Source organism: Desulfatiglans parachlorophenolica (assembly GCF_055394735.1).
Genome location: NZ_AP042460.1, coordinates 4,619,275 through 4,633,506, shown reverse-complemented (window position 1 = coordinate 4,633,506; position 14,232 = coordinate 4,619,275). Strand labels below are relative to the sequence as shown.

General features: G+C 54.4%; 15 protein-coding genes and 1 riboswitch. Of the genes, 6 read left to right on the top strand and 9 right to left on the bottom strand.

The annotated features are described in order from the left end of the window. The first annotated feature begins 37 nt into the window (after positions 1-37). From qrcD to ACZ500_RS21530, 3 genes are all read left to right on the top strand, one after another. Positions 38-1,276, top strand: a complete 1,239-nt coding sequence (gene qrcD / locus ACZ500_RS21540; protein WP_464229481.1) for a menaquinone reductase integral membrane subunit QrcD — start codon at positions 38-40, stop codon at positions 1,274-1,276. Positions 1,277-1,308: 32 nt separating this feature from the next. Beyond that, positions 1,309-1,473 (top strand): hypothetical protein, encoded by a 165-nt coding sequence (locus ACZ500_RS21535; protein ID WP_464229480.1) that lies wholly within the window; start codon positions 1,309-1,311, stop codon positions 1,471-1,473. A gap of 265 nt (positions 1,474-1,738) precedes the next feature. Then, positions 1,739-2,371, top strand: coding sequence for an HAD family hydrolase (locus tag ACZ500_RS21530; RefSeq protein ID WP_464229479.1), 633 nt, complete (start codon positions 1,739-1,741; stop codon positions 2,369-2,371). A gap of 146 nt (positions 2,372-2,517) precedes the next feature. On the opposite strand, the gene ACZ500_RS21525 is transcribed toward ACZ500_RS21530, so the two are convergent. The 8 genes from ACZ500_RS21525 to pilM all read right to left on the bottom strand — a co-directional run bounded on the left by ACZ500_RS21525 (position 2,518) and on the right by pilM (position 10,165). Beyond that, positions 2,518-4,071 (bottom strand): hypothetical protein, encoded by a 1,554-nt coding sequence (locus ACZ500_RS21525; RefSeq protein ID WP_464229478.1) that lies wholly within the window; start codon positions 4,069-4,071, stop codon positions 2,518-2,520. A gap of 4 nt (positions 4,072-4,075) precedes the next feature. After that, positions 4,076-5,533, bottom strand: a complete 1,458-nt coding sequence (locus ACZ500_RS21520; protein ID WP_464229477.1) for an AMIN domain-containing protein — start codon at positions 5,531-5,533, stop codon at positions 4,076-4,078. A gap of 49 nt (positions 5,534-5,582) precedes the next feature. Next, positions 5,583-6,629: a hypothetical protein gene (locus ACZ500_RS21515; protein WP_464229476.1), complete on the bottom strand. Its 1,047-nt coding sequence runs from the start codon at positions 6,627-6,629 to the stop codon at positions 5,583-5,585. Positions 6,630-6,771: 142 nt separating this feature from the next. Continuing rightward, positions 6,772-6,966, bottom strand: coding sequence for a hypothetical protein (locus ACZ500_RS21510; protein WP_464229475.1), 195 nt, complete (start codon positions 6,964-6,966; stop codon positions 6,772-6,774). A 13-nt stretch (positions 6,967-6,979) separates the two neighbouring features. Beyond that, positions 6,980-7,546 carry a pilus assembly protein PilP gene (locus tag ACZ500_RS21505; RefSeq protein ID WP_464229474.1) on the bottom strand — a complete coding sequence of 189 codons (567 nt, stop codon included), beginning with the start codon at positions 7,544-7,546 and terminating at the stop codon, positions 6,980-6,982. A 4-nt stretch (positions 7,547-7,550) separates the two neighbouring features. Beyond that, on the bottom strand, positions 7,551-8,153 hold the full coding sequence (locus ACZ500_RS21500) for a type IV pilus inner membrane component PilO (protein WP_464229473.1): 603 nt from the start codon (positions 8,151-8,153) through the stop codon (positions 7,551-7,553). A 327-nt stretch (positions 8,154-8,480) separates the two neighbouring features. Beyond that, positions 8,481-9,086: a PilN domain-containing protein gene (locus tag ACZ500_RS21495; protein ID WP_464229472.1), complete on the bottom strand. Its 606-nt coding sequence runs from the start codon at positions 9,084-9,086 to the stop codon at positions 8,481-8,483. Continuing rightward, on the bottom strand, positions 9,083-10,165 hold the full coding sequence (gene pilM / locus ACZ500_RS21490) for a type IV pilus assembly protein PilM (RefSeq protein WP_464229471.1): 1,083 nt from the start codon (positions 10,163-10,165) through the stop codon (positions 9,083-9,085). Before pilM ends, ACZ500_RS21495 begins: the two co-directional genes overlap by 4 nt. Positions 10,166-10,684: 519 nt before the next feature. Beyond that, positions 10,685-10,769, bottom strand: a riboswitch (cyclic di-GMP riboswitch). 61 nt (positions 10,770-10,830) lie between these two features. Between pilM and ACZ500_RS21485 the strand changes: the two genes are divergently transcribed. Next, positions 10,831-11,007 carry a hypothetical protein gene (locus ACZ500_RS21485; protein ID WP_464229470.1) on the top strand — a complete coding sequence of 59 codons (177 nt, stop codon included), beginning with the start codon at positions 10,831-10,833 and terminating at the stop codon, positions 11,005-11,007. Positions 11,008-11,153: 146 nt separating this feature from the next. Beyond that, positions 11,154-11,771 carry a signal peptidase I gene (gene lepB / locus ACZ500_RS21480; RefSeq protein ID WP_464229469.1) on the top strand — a complete coding sequence of 206 codons (618 nt, stop codon included), beginning with the start codon at positions 11,154-11,156 and terminating at the stop codon, positions 11,769-11,771. A gap of 60 nt (positions 11,772-11,831) precedes the next feature. Here lepB and ACZ500_RS21475 read toward each other — a convergent pair whose 3' ends face one another. Further along, positions 11,832-12,329, bottom strand: a complete 498-nt coding sequence (locus ACZ500_RS21475) for an NUDIX hydrolase (protein WP_464229468.1) — start codon at positions 12,327-12,329, stop codon at positions 11,832-11,834. Between the two features lie 152 nt (positions 12,330-12,481). On the opposite strand from ACZ500_RS21475, the gene recN reads away from it, so the two are divergent. After that, the gene (gene recN, locus ACZ500_RS21470; protein ID WP_464229467.1) at positions 12,482-14,176 is read left to right on the top strand and encodes a DNA repair protein RecN; all 1,695 of its coding nucleotides are present in this window, start codon (positions 12,482-12,484) and stop codon (positions 14,174-14,176) included. The last annotated feature ends 56 nt before the right edge of the window (positions 14,177-14,232 follow it).

The following is a 14,232-nucleotide window of genomic DNA, read 5'->3' as shown; positions in this document are numbered from 1 at the left end:
CCCATTTTGCTGCATACCTCAACAGGAGGATCGATTCATGGATTCCGTATTGATTCCAGAAGGCGTCAAAAGATGTTCGCCCAAGGCATTCTTCTTTTGGACCCTACCCTGGCTCGCCCTGCTGCTCTGGGGAGGCATTTCGGCCCTTCTTTGCCTCTGGAAGGGCCTCAACCAGACCAACATGTCCGACTACTTCGCCTTCGCCTTATGGATCGTGTTCGACCTCGCGATTATCGCTCTCGGCGCCGGGGCCTTCTTCACCGGCTTCTTGACCTATATCGTCGGCCGTAAAGAACTCAAGGACATCATCAATGCCGCCGTGATCATCGGATTCATCTGTTATTCCGGCGCCGTTGCAATGCTCGGGATCGATATCGGCCAACCAATCCGCGGCTGGTTCATCTTCTGGCATGTCAATGTGCATTCCATGCTGGCTGAAGTGTCCTTTTGCATCACCTGTTATCTGGGCGTCCTGCTGATCGAATACATCCCCCTGATCCTCGAAAATCCCCAGATCGAAAAAGTCAAGCCTCTGCGCCTTTTCGGGCAAAACCTGCATGGGATCATGGCCATTTTCGCCGCCACCGGCACCTTTCTTTCCTTTTTTCACCAAGGCTCGCTCGGCGGTCTCTACGGGGTCATGTACGCCCGTCCCTTCGCATTCCGTGAGGGTTTCTACGTCTGGCCCTGGACCTTTTTCCTTTTTATCCTGTCCGCCATTGCCGCCGGACCTTCTTTCACCATCCTCTGCACCAAATTGGCTCAGGCCATTACCCGTAAACGCCTGGTCCCGGATAAAGCCTTTCAGACGTTGGCCAAGATCTCGGGGTCATTGCTGGGTGTCTACATCATTCTAAAAATCGCCGACACCCTCGGGTGGATCTACGGAATCAGTCCTGCCGCAGGGCTGACGTTCATGGATTACTTCAAGGAAGGCCCCTACGGTGTCTGGCTGCTCGTCCTCGAGATCGGCGTCTTCGGCATCATTCCCGCGATCATACTTCTGACCCCAAGCGCACGAAAAAGCGAAGGCTGGCTCATCACCGGATGTCTGATGAACTGCACCGGGATCGTCCTGAATCGGTTCACCTTCACCATCGTAACCCTCGCAATCCCCGTCATGCCATTCGATGAATTCATGAGCTACCTGCCCACCTGGCAGGAATGGGGCATTTCCCTGGCCGTGATTGGTTACGGTTTTTTGCTTTTCTCTCTTTCTTATCGCTACCTGCCTATTTTCCCGAAGGAAAGAGAACTGAACCCGGTCGTCGAATAGGCGCCCCCCCGGTGCCTTGAAGGGAGAAAAATATGTTTCCGTTTGTTTTTGAGTGGCTGTGGAATGCAGATCATTATATATTTCTGGGGCTGTTCTATCTCGTGCTGATCATTATCGGTACGGGTCTCACGATTGCCGCTGCAAAGACCGTCCTGCAGATGATGGGGTTTATGCGTGAAAGGCACTTCCACCACTGAGATCCGCTTGACAGCATCGATGCCGTATACCCTTTGCAGCGAACCGGCGACCTTGTGATGTTCTCGATCGGCCGGTTTGCTGCTGTTTGTTGGCTTTATCAATCGACCTTTCCGGATCACCTCCAGCAAAATCCCTGAAAACATGCGGTATCTTTCTTCGCCGGATGGCGGCAGGCGGTCTTTGTGTTTCCATAAGGCAAATTTTCATTCCGTCGGCCGTCGTTTCCGCAGATGAACATACATTCAGGTAAACCGGCAAATCGCTATGACACGAAAAGCTGCCATCATCTTCGACTGTGACGGTGTGTTATTCGACTCGCGCGAAGCGAACATGGCCTATTATAACCATCTCCTGTCACATTTCGATCTGCCCGCACTCTCGCCAGAAGACATTCCCTACGTACATATGCACACCACCGAACGATCCGTTCGGAGGATCTTCCGTCATACGCCCCATGTCGATGCAGCCCTGGCTTATCGGCATGAGGTCGACTACAGACCTTTTATCGGAAAAATGGTGATGGAACCCGGACTCTTGGAGATCCTCGAAACACTCGGACTGAACTACAGGCTGGCCGTCGCCACTAACCGCACCAGCAGCATTCATGACGTGCTGGATGCCTTCGCGCTACGTGAATTCTTTTCCGTCGTGGTTTCCTCTCTCGATGTGCAAAACCCCAAACCTCATCCTGAACCCTTGTTGAAGATCCTGGAAGCCTTCGAGCTGGAGCCGGCCATGACGGCCTATGTGGGTGATTCCGAGGTCGATTCCGAAACGGCCGCGGCGGCAGGGGTCCCCTTTATAGCCTATCGGAATCCGTCGCTCAAAACCCCCTGGCGTGCCGAGCGTTTGCTGGATCTCCCGTCGATCCTGCGGAACCTTCCGTTAGCGGCCTGATCCCTGTTTGAGGTCAGCAAATCGGAATCGCTGACCATCCGGGATAATCCGGTGCGATCCAGTTTCCAATCCAGGAATGAGGATTTCCTGCCAACACCTAGCAAATCAAGCGTTTGCTCTGAGTTCACCCCCCAAATAAAAATGGATTAATCCCAACCACTCTGGACAATCCTAGGCCGAAGCAGAATCACCAGTTCCCGGGTTGTGTCCTGCTTTTTCTCCCACGTGAAAAGCCTTCCGAGGTAAGGAATATCTCCGAGCAGCGGGGTCTTCTTTTCCTCTGTCGCTTTCAGCTTGTCGATCAAGCCCCCGATGATCAAACCCTGTCCATCCCTCAACTTGGCAAATGTCGCCATTTCTTTCAAACGAACGCGTGGCAGGCCCACCTCCGCCCCTTCACCAGACACGCCGAACTGCCTGTATTCGATCGGTTCCTGAAGCTCCGAAGTAATAGGTACGATATAAAGAATGACCTCGTCGTCATCGATGATATTCGCCATCACGGCAAGCCCGACCCCCGAGAGCACGGAAGCCGTCGTGACGGTGTACGTGACGGTCATGGTCTCTGAGTCGACCGTTGTCTCCACCTTGTCGATGTAGGTGATATTCTCACCCACGGTTATGGTGGCGCCTCGCCCGTTCAGAAGACTGATCTTCGGATTGGAGAGGATTTGAGTCTCGCCGTACTGCTTCAGTGCTGACAGCACCAGATCGAATTTGTAGGGATCCAGGCTTACCTTACTGATGAACTTGACGCCGTCCGACGGATAGATCGCCCCCCCCTGTCCAAATTCGATGGTGCCGGAAAGGACATTGTTGAAAAGTCCGTCCCAATCGATACCCATCTCCGAGCGTTGGTCCAGAATGACCTCAAGTATCTTGGCCTCGATGACAACCTGCCGGTATACCTGCCGTCTCAGGCTTTCCAGATACTCACTGACCCTTTTGTGCGTCGTCTGAGTCGCCGTAACCGTAATCGTCCCCAATGGCCGATCCGCTACGAAATAACCGCCGCCCCCGCCCACCTGGATCATCCTGGTCAGATTCTCTTCCAGCATCTTCCAGAAATCCATCGGTTCGCGAACGGAGTTGCTGATCAGCACCTCACCTCTCATTTTTCCCTTGACCTCTCCGCCCCCGAGTAAATTCCCTCCAATAGAGGTGTTGAATTCTTCATTCAAAAACGGAATCGGCAGCCGATATTCTTTGGTTTCTTTGTATTTTACGACAATGGTCTGTTCGCGCAGGGTATAGAAGCAATCCAACTGACGCAGGATGTTGTTCAAAGCATCCCAGTAATTGTCCTCCGGCCTGATATCCACATCGACCAGCTGCTCCTGATTGACATCATCCGCCCAACTAACGGAGTATCCTTTAAGGCTCGCCAATTCCTTCATCACTTTGCTAAGCGACACCTTGCCTTCGTTTGTAAAGATCTGCGCACCGGTCGGCAGATAGGGAAGCCCCTCCTTGATTTGGAAATCAAGCGCACGCAGCCGGTATGTACGGTCCCCTGCCGGTTGAGCGGCTTCTGGTTCCCTGGGACGCCTCTCTTCACTGGTTGCCGGGCCCATCGGCGTGGTTTCCAGCTCCGCCTGCGCCGACTCCTTCACCGAAGGCTGCGGGCATGTGGTCTTGCAAGCAGGAAAGAGCAGGATCACACAAACTATGCCAATGAGACACCAAAGCAAACCCTTCATCGCTTTATCTCCCATGATAACAAAGTGCCTCGATCTTCCGGCGCACCAGGTCGGCCTCACTTTCATCCAACGTAACACCACCCCGGCTGATTTCCTTGTATTTTTCACATGCCTTAGTTGTATTTCCCTGCGCTTCACTCAGCCGTGCGATGGCGAGGCTGCTCCCCGCCGAAGGTCCGAAAAGCTCTTCATATCTCTGAAACAAAAAAAGCGCATCGCCTGTATCTCCGGATTCCTCCAGAAATAGACCATAATTGTAGAAAGCTTCCGGCAGAAGAGGCCGGCCGCTCCGGATCGCAATATCGAAAAACAGCCTGGCATCATCCTCGTTCCCAAGCTTTGCGGCAGCAAGCGCCGCATAATGCGCCGAATCGGCGTCCGTCGGGTTCAGATCAAGGGCCTCGGCGGCGAAATAGCGCGTCTTCGCCGCGTTCCCAATAGTGTAAAAGAGATACGCCATCCGTTTCAGGACATCTATGTTTTCCTTCAGAAGGTTGGGATTGTCCTTCCAAAGGAGAAAAGCCCTTTCGTAAAGCGCCAGCGCTTCATCGATCGTGCGTTTCTTTTCCGCCTCCCGGGCCTCGACGAGCAAACTGAGCGTGTCCTGACGATGATCCCTTTCTTCCTTCGAGCGTTGAGCCGCCTCCAGAGATCCCTCCTCGAATCTTCGCACAACCAGGATACCCTCGCCGCCTTCCTTCTTTTCGGGTTTCGGGCGGATGATGAAGATATTTTCCTTCTCCTCCTTCATGAGATCTTTGGCCTCAAGAATGATCTCCATAGCCAGATCCCACGGGACCTCTTTCAAAGCCAGCGTCAACTCTCCGCCCACCCGTTCGTCGACGATGATATTCTTTCCGCTGATCTCGGCAAAAAGCCTGAAGACGTTGTGGATATCCGTCTTATAGAAATCGAGGGTCACCTTTTCTCCGCTGTAAGTCACAACCTGGTCGGGCGCTTCTCTCCCCTCTGTCTCAGATTGAGAAAACCGAGGAGAGGTCGGGTAATCTTCTTTGGAGAGCCACGCTGTCCCTGCGCCAACAGCTTTTTCCCTTGGTTCCACATGTGCAACGTTTGCACTTTTTGCAGGCCTGCAGGTAACCCTCAAGCGGGCGCTTTCTTCCTCGATCTCGAAGTCGAAAAGCCGGGCCGGCTCGGCGGAATAGACAACCACGCGTGTGCCCTTTTCCGTATCCCCTGCCTCGATGCGCGATACCACGCGGCCATCGACTGCGATGGTTTTCGAGACCTCTTTTCCCATTCGAGCCGCTTCCAAATCAATTCCAAGGCGGGCTGGATCAGATCTTCCATGCGCCTGATAGGCGCGATAATTCCCTTCGATTAGGATCACAACTTTTTCGACCGTCTTTTCGATCACCTGAATGCGCGATATCTCTCCGGCATGCGCCATGCCGATCCAGGATATCAAGAAGGCCGCTATGGGCATCCATACTCTGGCCATCAATCTTTCCTCCTCAAACCTCCGCGTATACAGCCCGACAAAGCACAGGTCACTTGACTATGACCTTCTCGAAGATCGCCTCGGCCTTCTCAGCCGATCGGGCGGCATTCCGGGCAGCTTCCTTAGCCTCTTGCGAGGCGCGCCGTGCCTCCTCTGCAGCCTCGAGCGCCCCCATCGCATCCTCGCTCCGGTCGCCCGACTCGAACTCCTCCCTTACAACCTGCAGCCGATTTCGGTAAGCCACCGCCGTCTGGAAAAAATCCTCCAGGAGGCTCGCTGCAGCGCGCCGCATGGATGCATCGAAAAGGTCATCACGCTCCGGAACATGATAAATCGAATGAGCCTTTGAGCGTACCTCCACACGGTTCATCCAGAATGTCTCTCCCGTCTCCGAATCCTGCGCTCGCAACCAGAGATTGACCGTGGCGTTCGGGACCCGACCCGCAGCCGCGGCAGGAAAAGGGCTTTCCTCCTGTGCCCCGTAGCTCGCCAGATCGATCGCACCAAACAAGGTGCGGCCTCCTGACTTGAAAAGCAACGGAAACAAACCGATTTGAAGGGGATCGAAACTTTCCTCCCACCGGATGCCAAAAGAAGACACCCCGCCTGACAAAACGTAGGGGGCAGCGAAATGACCACCCAACTTCGACAAGAGAACGTGATCCATGGCGACAGAACCCGGCCTCGACCTGACCCCCTCGCCCCGCATACGGTCTGCCTGCCGGTTATCTTCAATAGCCCGAATCAGTTCACGCTGCATGGTTTCGGACCAGTCGCCGCTGCGAAGTTCCCTTTGAAGAGTCAGCGTTTCACTGGACACACCTCCATACAGCTGCACAATCCCCTGCTCGGAAAGGAACGAAAGCACGTCATCCCGTGGAACAGGATAGAACCCGATCCTGTAAAGCTCCTCATACAGTATTCTGTCGACTGTCTCACCCCGCGACGCATAAGTGTAGGCGGAGGCCGAAGACATCCTGTCAGTCAGGGGCAAAACCACAACCTTTTCCATCTGATCCACGGCCGCCCCAGTAACGACAGGCGGCAGCGTCTCACGTACATCCGGAGCGGTTGAACAGCTGCTCAAAATAGACATCGCCGCCAGAAATAAAAAGACCTTATGCCAAACCGACATTTCAACCCCCGAAGGTGTAAACATTTCTCCCAATCCTACCACCTGACAGCCAAATGAAACCCTTCCCCCTGCGGATCCTACCCAGTGTCCATCCGGGAATGCTTTACCCAGCACGACCTCGTTTCCAATCCGCAAATGAGGATTTTTCTTCACCGGCTTCGCCGCTCAGTCCGACTGCTCCACGGCAGGTCCCGGTTTGGCCAATATCAAGGAAATCCAGCGGTTGCGCGGAGGCGACCTGGTGGTCGCCGCACAAGCAAACGTGCAGATTGACGCCGAGATTGGCCAAAAAGACCATTTCCGGATGGAAACTAGCCCTTCAATCCGCCGGATGGCAGGCTCATTTCGATCAATATCTCCGTCACCTCGCCCTCGCGGGTGACGCGGGGCTCCCCCACAACAATCTTTCGAACCGATACGAGCCCGAAAGGGGTCTCGCGATCCTCGCTGACGACATCTTTGACGACACCCCCCTGCATGCCGATCCCCATTCCCTTCTCAACGAAATATCCGCGCCCATCTGAAGATTGGACAAGCGCAACCAGCCGCTCTCCCTTCTTGATGATCGCACACAGGATCAATTCTTGAAGTGCTATCCGCTGCAACTCCGTTCGTGGCCCCTCCCCCTCCGATGCACCCGCCACGTGCAGGAGATCGCCGCCGACCGCATTACGATCGGCCTCTTCCTCTGTAACCAGAAAGGGCTTGAAAGGATCCAGTTTCGCCACGGGGCGGAAGTCTCCACCGCCCGCATCCTGGACATGAATCAGTTCCTTTTTTGGACGCTCTTTCTTAAAGATAAGACGATCCCCATCGCCGGCGGCAAAGGCGGACGCTGCAGCACAGATTGCCGCCATCAGGAAAAGGCGACAGTCCATCCACCTACGGACGATCTTTCGGTCTCTCTCCTTCACTGACCTCCCCTTTGAAGCGATAAGTCACCGCTGTACACCTGGTGATCAAGACCGACGACAGCGGCTTTTCAGGCCTCATGGACACATTCAACACGTTCACGATCCGCTCCATCGAACTGAGCCTGCTCAAAAAATGGACGACATCGTGATAGGGTCCCTTGACTTCTATCGCTACAGGGATCTCCACAAAGAAGTCCCCTTCGATTTCTTTCTGCGGATTGAAAAGCAGAAACTCCAGCCGCGATTCTTCCCCCTTCCGCGTGATACTGCGCAGAAGGGTGGGAATCTCCCGCGAATCGGGAAGAATCCTCAACGCCTCCTGAAACCGTGCGTCGACATTGCGCCACTCCTCTTCGAGCAGCGCAAGGTTGCGGGCCTTGATCCGGGACTGGGCAATCTGCCCCGTCAGTCTTTCGATCTCCTCTTCCAGATTTGAAATGTTCCCCGCCAACGGCATATAGACCAGATAAAAAAAGACGGCCCCCATGACAACGATCGTACCGATGAAGATACCGAATCTCTGCCACCGACCGACCCTTGCTATCTGCTCAATCAGTGCTGCACCTTTCATTACGCCGCCTGATCTCCACTTTCAAAAACCATTCCATCGATACAATAAGCCCACCCCTCGCACGGGAAAAATCCGCCGCCCGACCCCAGATCCAAGGATGAGCCCTTGGCCGCTAGCAACCCTGATCCGGAGATGAAATCCAGCACATCATGGACAGTGATTCCCGGATGGATTCAGCTGGATCATCCGGAAATGCTTTATCCAGCACGACCCCTTTCCCAATCCGGAAATGAGGATTTTTGGAAAAATGTCAACGCAATCCGCACAATTAAACGTGCGGATTGCCGCCAAGATTGGCCAAAGAGACTATCTCCGTATGCAAACAAGCTATCTCCTCTGAGGCGGTTTTTTCCCCGAAGCCGCGTCCGGGGGAGGTGGTTCCTTGAAAGCATACGTCTTGCATCCAACCGTAAAACCGACGAGATCCTTATCGTATTGGGCAAAAGACTTCAACTGCGCGCTTTCAAGATCCACAAAAACAATCGTGTTCGCCTTTTCCAGGTTGGTCATGAACGCTGCAATGGTTTCATGATCTTTGGCCGTACCGCTCAATGTACAAAGTCCGCTGTTTTCCTGCAGGGAATCGAGCCATAATCGCTGCGGGGGCACAGCCTGTGCAATGTCATCCAACAAACGAACAGGTCCCTGCTTCTGCAGTTCCAGTTCTTCTATGACTCCCAGACGGCTGCGGACCATTTCGAGCTTTTCCTTGATCTCATGAATTTGTTTGTTCACATGCGCAAATTGCTGCATCTCGCCGGTCTTGTGAGCCTTTTCATCATTCAAACGATTCAAACGGCCGGACAGATTGAAATAGGCATAGCCCATCAACGACAGAACAAAAACAATCGACAGGAGAAAGACGCTGATTTGCCGCCTGACATCTTCTTTTCGCTTGGCGGCCCTGAAAGGAAGGAGATTAATCCGGATCATTTGTCACCAATGCTTCGGAGAGCAAGGCCCACAGCAATGACCGCTTGTGAAGCCACGGATTGGAGGTAATTTGGATCGATCATCGTTTCATCGACGACGAGATTCTTGAAAGGATTGATCTCCGCCACCTTCAATCCCGTTTCTTTCTGAAGGTACGACTGGAAACCCGGGATGCGGCACGAACCTCCACAAACATAGATCTTTCCGATATCCGCTTCAGGGTAGGCACTTCTAACAAAATCAAGCGCACGGGAGACTTCCCTAATCCAGCTCTCCACCACCTTCTGGAAAATCCCGCGCAGTTTCTCCACATCCTGGACCGCCTGCCCCCCCAGTTTGATCCGTTCGGCCTCACCGAAGTTCACCCCGAATTGGGCCATGACCGATTCGGTGATCTGCGAACCTCCAAAGGAGGAATCGCGACTGAACATGGAGATCCCGTCCTTGACGATGTTGATGCCAAGTTCCTCGGCCCCTACGTTGACCAGGGCGTAGCAACCCTCCTCTCCTTTCGATGAAAGCTCGAAGGCATTCTGCATGGCAAACGCATCGACATCCAATACCACAGGATTGATCCCGGCTTCTTCGAGGACTTGAACGTAATCCTCCACAATCTTTCTCTTCGCAGCGACAAGCATCACATCCAGGACTTCCACTCCCTGCGCTCCCAACCCGGTTTCGCCAGGGCCTGTTTCGCTTCTTTCCAAAATATCGAAATCTAAATTGACCTCGTTTACATCAAACGGAATGTATTGTTCGGCCTCCTCATAAATCTGTTTTTCCAAGGGGATGCTTTCCGACCTCCTGACACTGATTTTCTTCAGAATGACGGAATACCCCGATAAAGACGTCGCAACATTGCCGTTTCGGATTTTCAGGTTTTCGAACAAAGCCCGCAAAAGCTCCGAGACGGCAATCGGTTCTCGAATGACCCCTTCTACAATCGCCTTGGGAGGCAAAACCGCCAACCCGATATTTTTGAGAATTCGCCCCTTTCGGGTCTGAGTCATCTCGACAAGCTTGATCGAGTGCGACCCGATGTCCAGTCCGACAAGTTGATTTCGTTTGGCTACCGGCATAGCAAACCAAGCCTTTGATTGGTTTCCATCCGAAAATGGTCTTTTGAGACAATTTCGGCGTCAATCCGGACGTTCGGTTGTACAGCGATCTACCGGTCGCCGCCGCGAAAACGTCTGATTTTCCTCCAATTGCCCATAAATTTTCACTTCCGGATCGGAAAGGTGTCCGTGATCGATTTTTTTTTGTGGATGGGAACTGCCTGGGAGGCACCGTAGCATAGAGGTGTCTGACTTCGGAATCGCTCCTCCTGAATGCCTATGCACCGGCCCTGAAGTGCCCTTCCATACTGCGGACTCCAAGCCGTTTCTGCAAACGCGACCGATCTCTGCAGCTTAAGGAGTACCGACTGGACTCTGGACGCCAATCTCCCGGGCATGGGTGCTCCTGTTTTGCCTTCAAACGTGCAAGTCATTATCTTCCCGGATAAGTTGCATGCCGGGTTCAAGGAGGCGGCGAGGCGGCAAACAAGACATTGCCTGCAAAAAGCGGGGAGGCAGAAGCATCTCTTTCAACCGAAGCATTGCAACCCGGCGGTCATAGCACTCAGGCCTTAGATCCGTAGCTTTGCGCCGCCGCCTTTTGGCGGTTTTGCCTTTTGAACACCTCAGTAGCCCAGAAAGATCAGCCAAAACCCTTTATTTGTCAAGCTAGTTTCCATCCGGAAATGGTCTTTTTGACCAATCTCGGCGTCAATCTGCACGTTTGCTTGTGCGGCGACCTGCAGGTCGCCTCCGCACAAACGCTTGATTTCCTTGATATTGGCCAAAAATCCTCATTTCCGGATTGGAAACTGGGTTCTATAGGGAAATCATTTCCGGATGGATACAAGCTAAAAGCCTGAGCAGCCCCCAACGTCCACAAAATGCTTGGCCGGTCCCCCCCTGCGATCCCAAAGGGATGATCCACTCCAGTGGTTTACAGGAAAAATACCTTTACATTCACCGTCATGAGGGATTAGATTTTTCGATCACCTTATGGAGGCAACATTTGGATACCGATCAGCGAAAAATCACGCCCAAAAAGAAGGGGTTGATCCGCGAATATGCCGAGGCAGCCGTCATCGCCATCCTTCTGGCGCTCTTCATTCGAACCTTTGTCGTGCAGGCCTTCAAAATCCCATCAGGATCCATGGAACCGACCCTTCTCGTCGGGGACCACATCCTGGTCAACAAATTCATCTATGGGATCAAGATCCCTTTCATCAACAAAACGATCGTACCGATAAGCACCCCGGAAAGAAACGATGTGGTCGTTTTCATCTATCCCCTCGACAAGAGCAAGGACTTCATCAAAAGGGTCATTGGACTGCCCGGAGATACCATCGAAATCATGGGTCATGAGATCTACATCAACGGGAGGCTTCTGGAAGACCCCCACGGCCATTATGGCCGCGAAGGCGACAACGGCGTTCCGGCTGTGGAAAAGGATCATTTTGGGCCCATCACGGTCCCGGCCAACCACCTCTTCGTGATGGGGGACAACCGTGACCACAGTTACGACAGCCGTTTCTGGGGCTTTGTCCCTGTCGAGTCCCTGAGGGGCGAAGCGTTTATCATTTACTGGTCATGGCCCAACTGGAAAAGGTTTCTTCACCTGATCGAGTAACGGTCGGGTGCAGATGATCGACGCCGAGATCGGCAGGAAGGACCCTTTCCGGATGGACAATCAAACACCCGCCCCGAATAGAGGGCCTTCCGGAAGGGGAAAATCCCGACCGGACGAGCGCAGGCGGACGGCAAAGGCGATTGCCGATCTGAGGGCGCCGTCCAGCCGCAGGGTATCGCTGCAATCAGATGCCGGTATGCGGCGAAGGCCATCGATATCGGAGCCCGGAATTGGCATGCCTTCTCGAAGCTCAGCCCAAAAATCCACCAACACATAGTGGTACGCAATTCGACCGGCGTCATCCGGGAAGACCTTGTCGAAGACACCGACCAACCCGCCGACATCGACTTCGATAGACAGCTCTTCCCTTATCTCGCGCTTCAGCGCCCCGACGAGCGTTTCGCCCAATTCCACAGCCCCGCCCGGAAGGCTCCACCGGCCTTTCGCGGGTGGCTTGCCGCGCCGGACCAAAAGGATCTCTTCCCGGTCGAATACAACGGCTGCAACCCCTACGATCGGGCGGGGTGGATAGGCCCTTTCATCGACTCTTTCAACCATAAGCGTCTTCCTCTGCCGAATCTTCCAGTCCTAAGCCCCGCGCCGTCCGGGAAAATAGGTCTTCAAATTCATGTCTGAAGCTGCTATAGGTCCTGAACGGACCCTCGAGGCCCTCGCAGGATCATGCTCCATCCATCAAGCGGAGTCAACCCATGCTGGTTCATCTCGGCATTTCGAATTTCGCCCTCATCGAACACGCGGAGATCACCCCAGGACAAGGCCTGAGCATCTTTTCAGGGGAGACCGGCGCCGGCAAATCGATCATTATAAACGCCATAAATCTTATCCTGGGAGCACGCGCCTCCGCGGATCTGATCCGCACGGGAGCCGATGAGGCAACCGTGGAAGCCCTTTTCACCCTGCCTGAAAACACGGGCGTTCAGGCATTGCTCGAAGACATGGGTTTTCCTTTTGACGGTGAACTGCTCGTCCGCCGATCCATCTTCAGGGAGGGACGCAACAAGATCTTCGTCAACGGCGTCATGGCCACTCTCGCTATGCTGGCAAAGCTCGGCCCTGTGCTGGTAAGCATTTCAGGCCAGCATGAACACCAGCAGCTTCTCAGGCCCGATAACCACCTCTACCTGCTGGACGATTTTGCCGGACTCACGGCCGATAGGCAGCGGTACAACGCGAAGCTGCAGACCTGTCGCAACCTGCGAAGGCAGGCGGCGGAAACCCGTTCAGCGGTTATCGAGATGGAAAAACGGGAGGAACTGAATCGGTATCAGTTCGAGGAGATCGAAGCGGCCTCGCTCGCGGAGGATGAAGAAGAGGAATTGGTCAGGGAACGCAGGCGCCTGCAAAACGCGGGGAACCTGCTCAAGATGTCAGCCGAGACCTACCATCGTCTGTACGAACGGTCGGATTCCATCCTCGCCCAACTGGCCTATTGCCGCAAACAACTGGAACGAGGCGCCGACCTGGATCCCGCTTTGGCCCCTCTCCTCGACACCCTGCTGGAGGTCGACGCGAGGCTGGAGGATGTCGCCTTCGCACTGCGGGATTTTCAGAACACCATTCCACTCGAGCCCGAAAGGCTCACCCAGGTGACAGACCGGCTGGAACAGATCCATCAGCTGAAGCGCAAGTATGGCCGTTCGATCAAGGATATCCTGCTTCTTCGGGATACGCTGGCAAAGGTTTCTGAAGATCTCGAGCAAAGGCGGAACGAGGCCGCGCGACTCAAGGAACGGGCCGACGAGTGTATGGGGGAGCTTTCTCTGCAGGCAGCCGAGCTGTCTGAACTCAGGCGGGAAAGCGCGCGGAAAATGGAGTCTCAGATGGAAAAGGAACTCCGTATGCTTCACATGGAAGGCACTCGGTTCACGGTGGCCTTTCAGGCGCCCACCCCTCTCGAGGGGAATCCGGTCGAGGGCACCGCCCGAAATGGCCATCTCCCTATGGATGGCCTGGACCAGGTTGAATTTCTCCTCGCCCCCAATACCGGGGAAGGCTTCAGACCTCTGGCCAAAATCGCCTCAGGCGGAGAACTCTCGCGCATCATGCTGGCGCTCAAAACGCTTCTCGCCCAGAGCGCCTCCGTCGAAACGGTCATTTTCGACGAGGTGGATGCCGGCATCAGCGGGGCAACCGCCCAGATCGTGGGCGAAAAGATCACGGCCCTCTCCCGGTATCATCAGATCATATGCATCACCCACCTGCCCCAGATCGCGAGCCAGGGGTCGTCTCATTTCCTGGTCCGCAAGGACCTGGTCGGGTCACGGACGCAGACCAGCATCCTGCCGCTCGATCCCGAAAGCCGTGTGAAAGAGATCGCAAGGCTTTTGGCCGGCCGGGAAATCACGCCCCACGCCCTGGCACACGCCAAGGAGATGCTCAAATAGATCCATCGGAAAAAGGCTTTTTTTGCGCGTCTCGGCCAAAAAGACCATTTCCGGAT

What these genes read in the sequence shown, in the direction of transcription:
- ACZ500_RS21485 (WP_464229470.1), top strand. Translation starts at nt 10,831, where the DNA reads ATGGTCTTTTTGACCAATCTCGGCGTCAATCTGCACGTTTGCTTGTGC.
- pilM (WP_464229471.1), bottom strand. Translation starts at nt 10,165, where the DNA reads ATGCCGGTAGCCAAACGAAATCAACTTGTCGGACTGGACATCGGGTCG.
- ACZ500_RS21515 (WP_464229476.1), bottom strand. Translation starts at nt 6,629, where the DNA reads ATGTCTATTTTGAGCAGCTGTTCAACCGCTCCGGATGTACGTGAGACG.
- ACZ500_RS21475 (WP_464229468.1), bottom strand. Translation starts at nt 12,329, where the DNA reads ATGGTTGAAAGAGTCGATGAAAGGGCCTATCCACCCCGCCCGATCGTA.
- ACZ500_RS21535 (WP_464229480.1), top strand. Translation starts at nt 1,309, where the DNA reads ATGTTTCCGTTTGTTTTTGAGTGGCTGTGGAATGCAGATCATTATATA.
- ACZ500_RS21525 (WP_464229478.1), bottom strand. Translation starts at nt 4,071, where the DNA reads ATGAAGGGTTTGCTTTGGTGTCTCATTGGCATAGTTTGTGTGATCCTG.
- ACZ500_RS21495 (WP_464229472.1), bottom strand. Translation starts at nt 9,086, where the DNA reads ATGATCCGGATTAATCTCCTTCCTTTCAGGGCCGCCAAGCGAAAAGAA.
- qrcD (WP_464229481.1), top strand. Translation starts at nt 38, where the DNA reads ATGGATTCCGTATTGATTCCAGAAGGCGTCAAAAGATGTTCGCCCAAG.
- ACZ500_RS21505 (WP_464229474.1), bottom strand. Translation starts at nt 7,546, where the DNA reads ATGGACTGTCGCCTTTTCCTGATGGCGGCAATCTGTGCTGCAGCGTCC.
- recN (WP_464229467.1), top strand. Translation starts at nt 12,482, where the DNA reads ATGCTGGTTCATCTCGGCATTTCGAATTTCGCCCTCATCGAACACGCG.
- ACZ500_RS21530 (WP_464229479.1), top strand. Translation starts at nt 1,739, where the DNA reads ATGACACGAAAAGCTGCCATCATCTTCGACTGTGACGGTGTGTTATTC.
- ACZ500_RS21500 (WP_464229473.1), bottom strand. Translation starts at nt 8,153, where the DNA reads ATGAAAGGTGCAGCACTGATTGAGCAGATAGCAAGGGTCGGTCGGTGG.
- ACZ500_RS21520 (WP_464229477.1), bottom strand. Translation starts at nt 5,533, where the DNA reads ATGGCCAGAGTATGGATGCCCATAGCGGCCTTCTTGATATCCTGGATC.
- ACZ500_RS21510 (WP_464229475.1), bottom strand. Translation starts at nt 6,966, where the DNA reads ATGGTCTTTTTGGCCAATCTCGGCGTCAATCTGCACGTTTGCTTGTGC.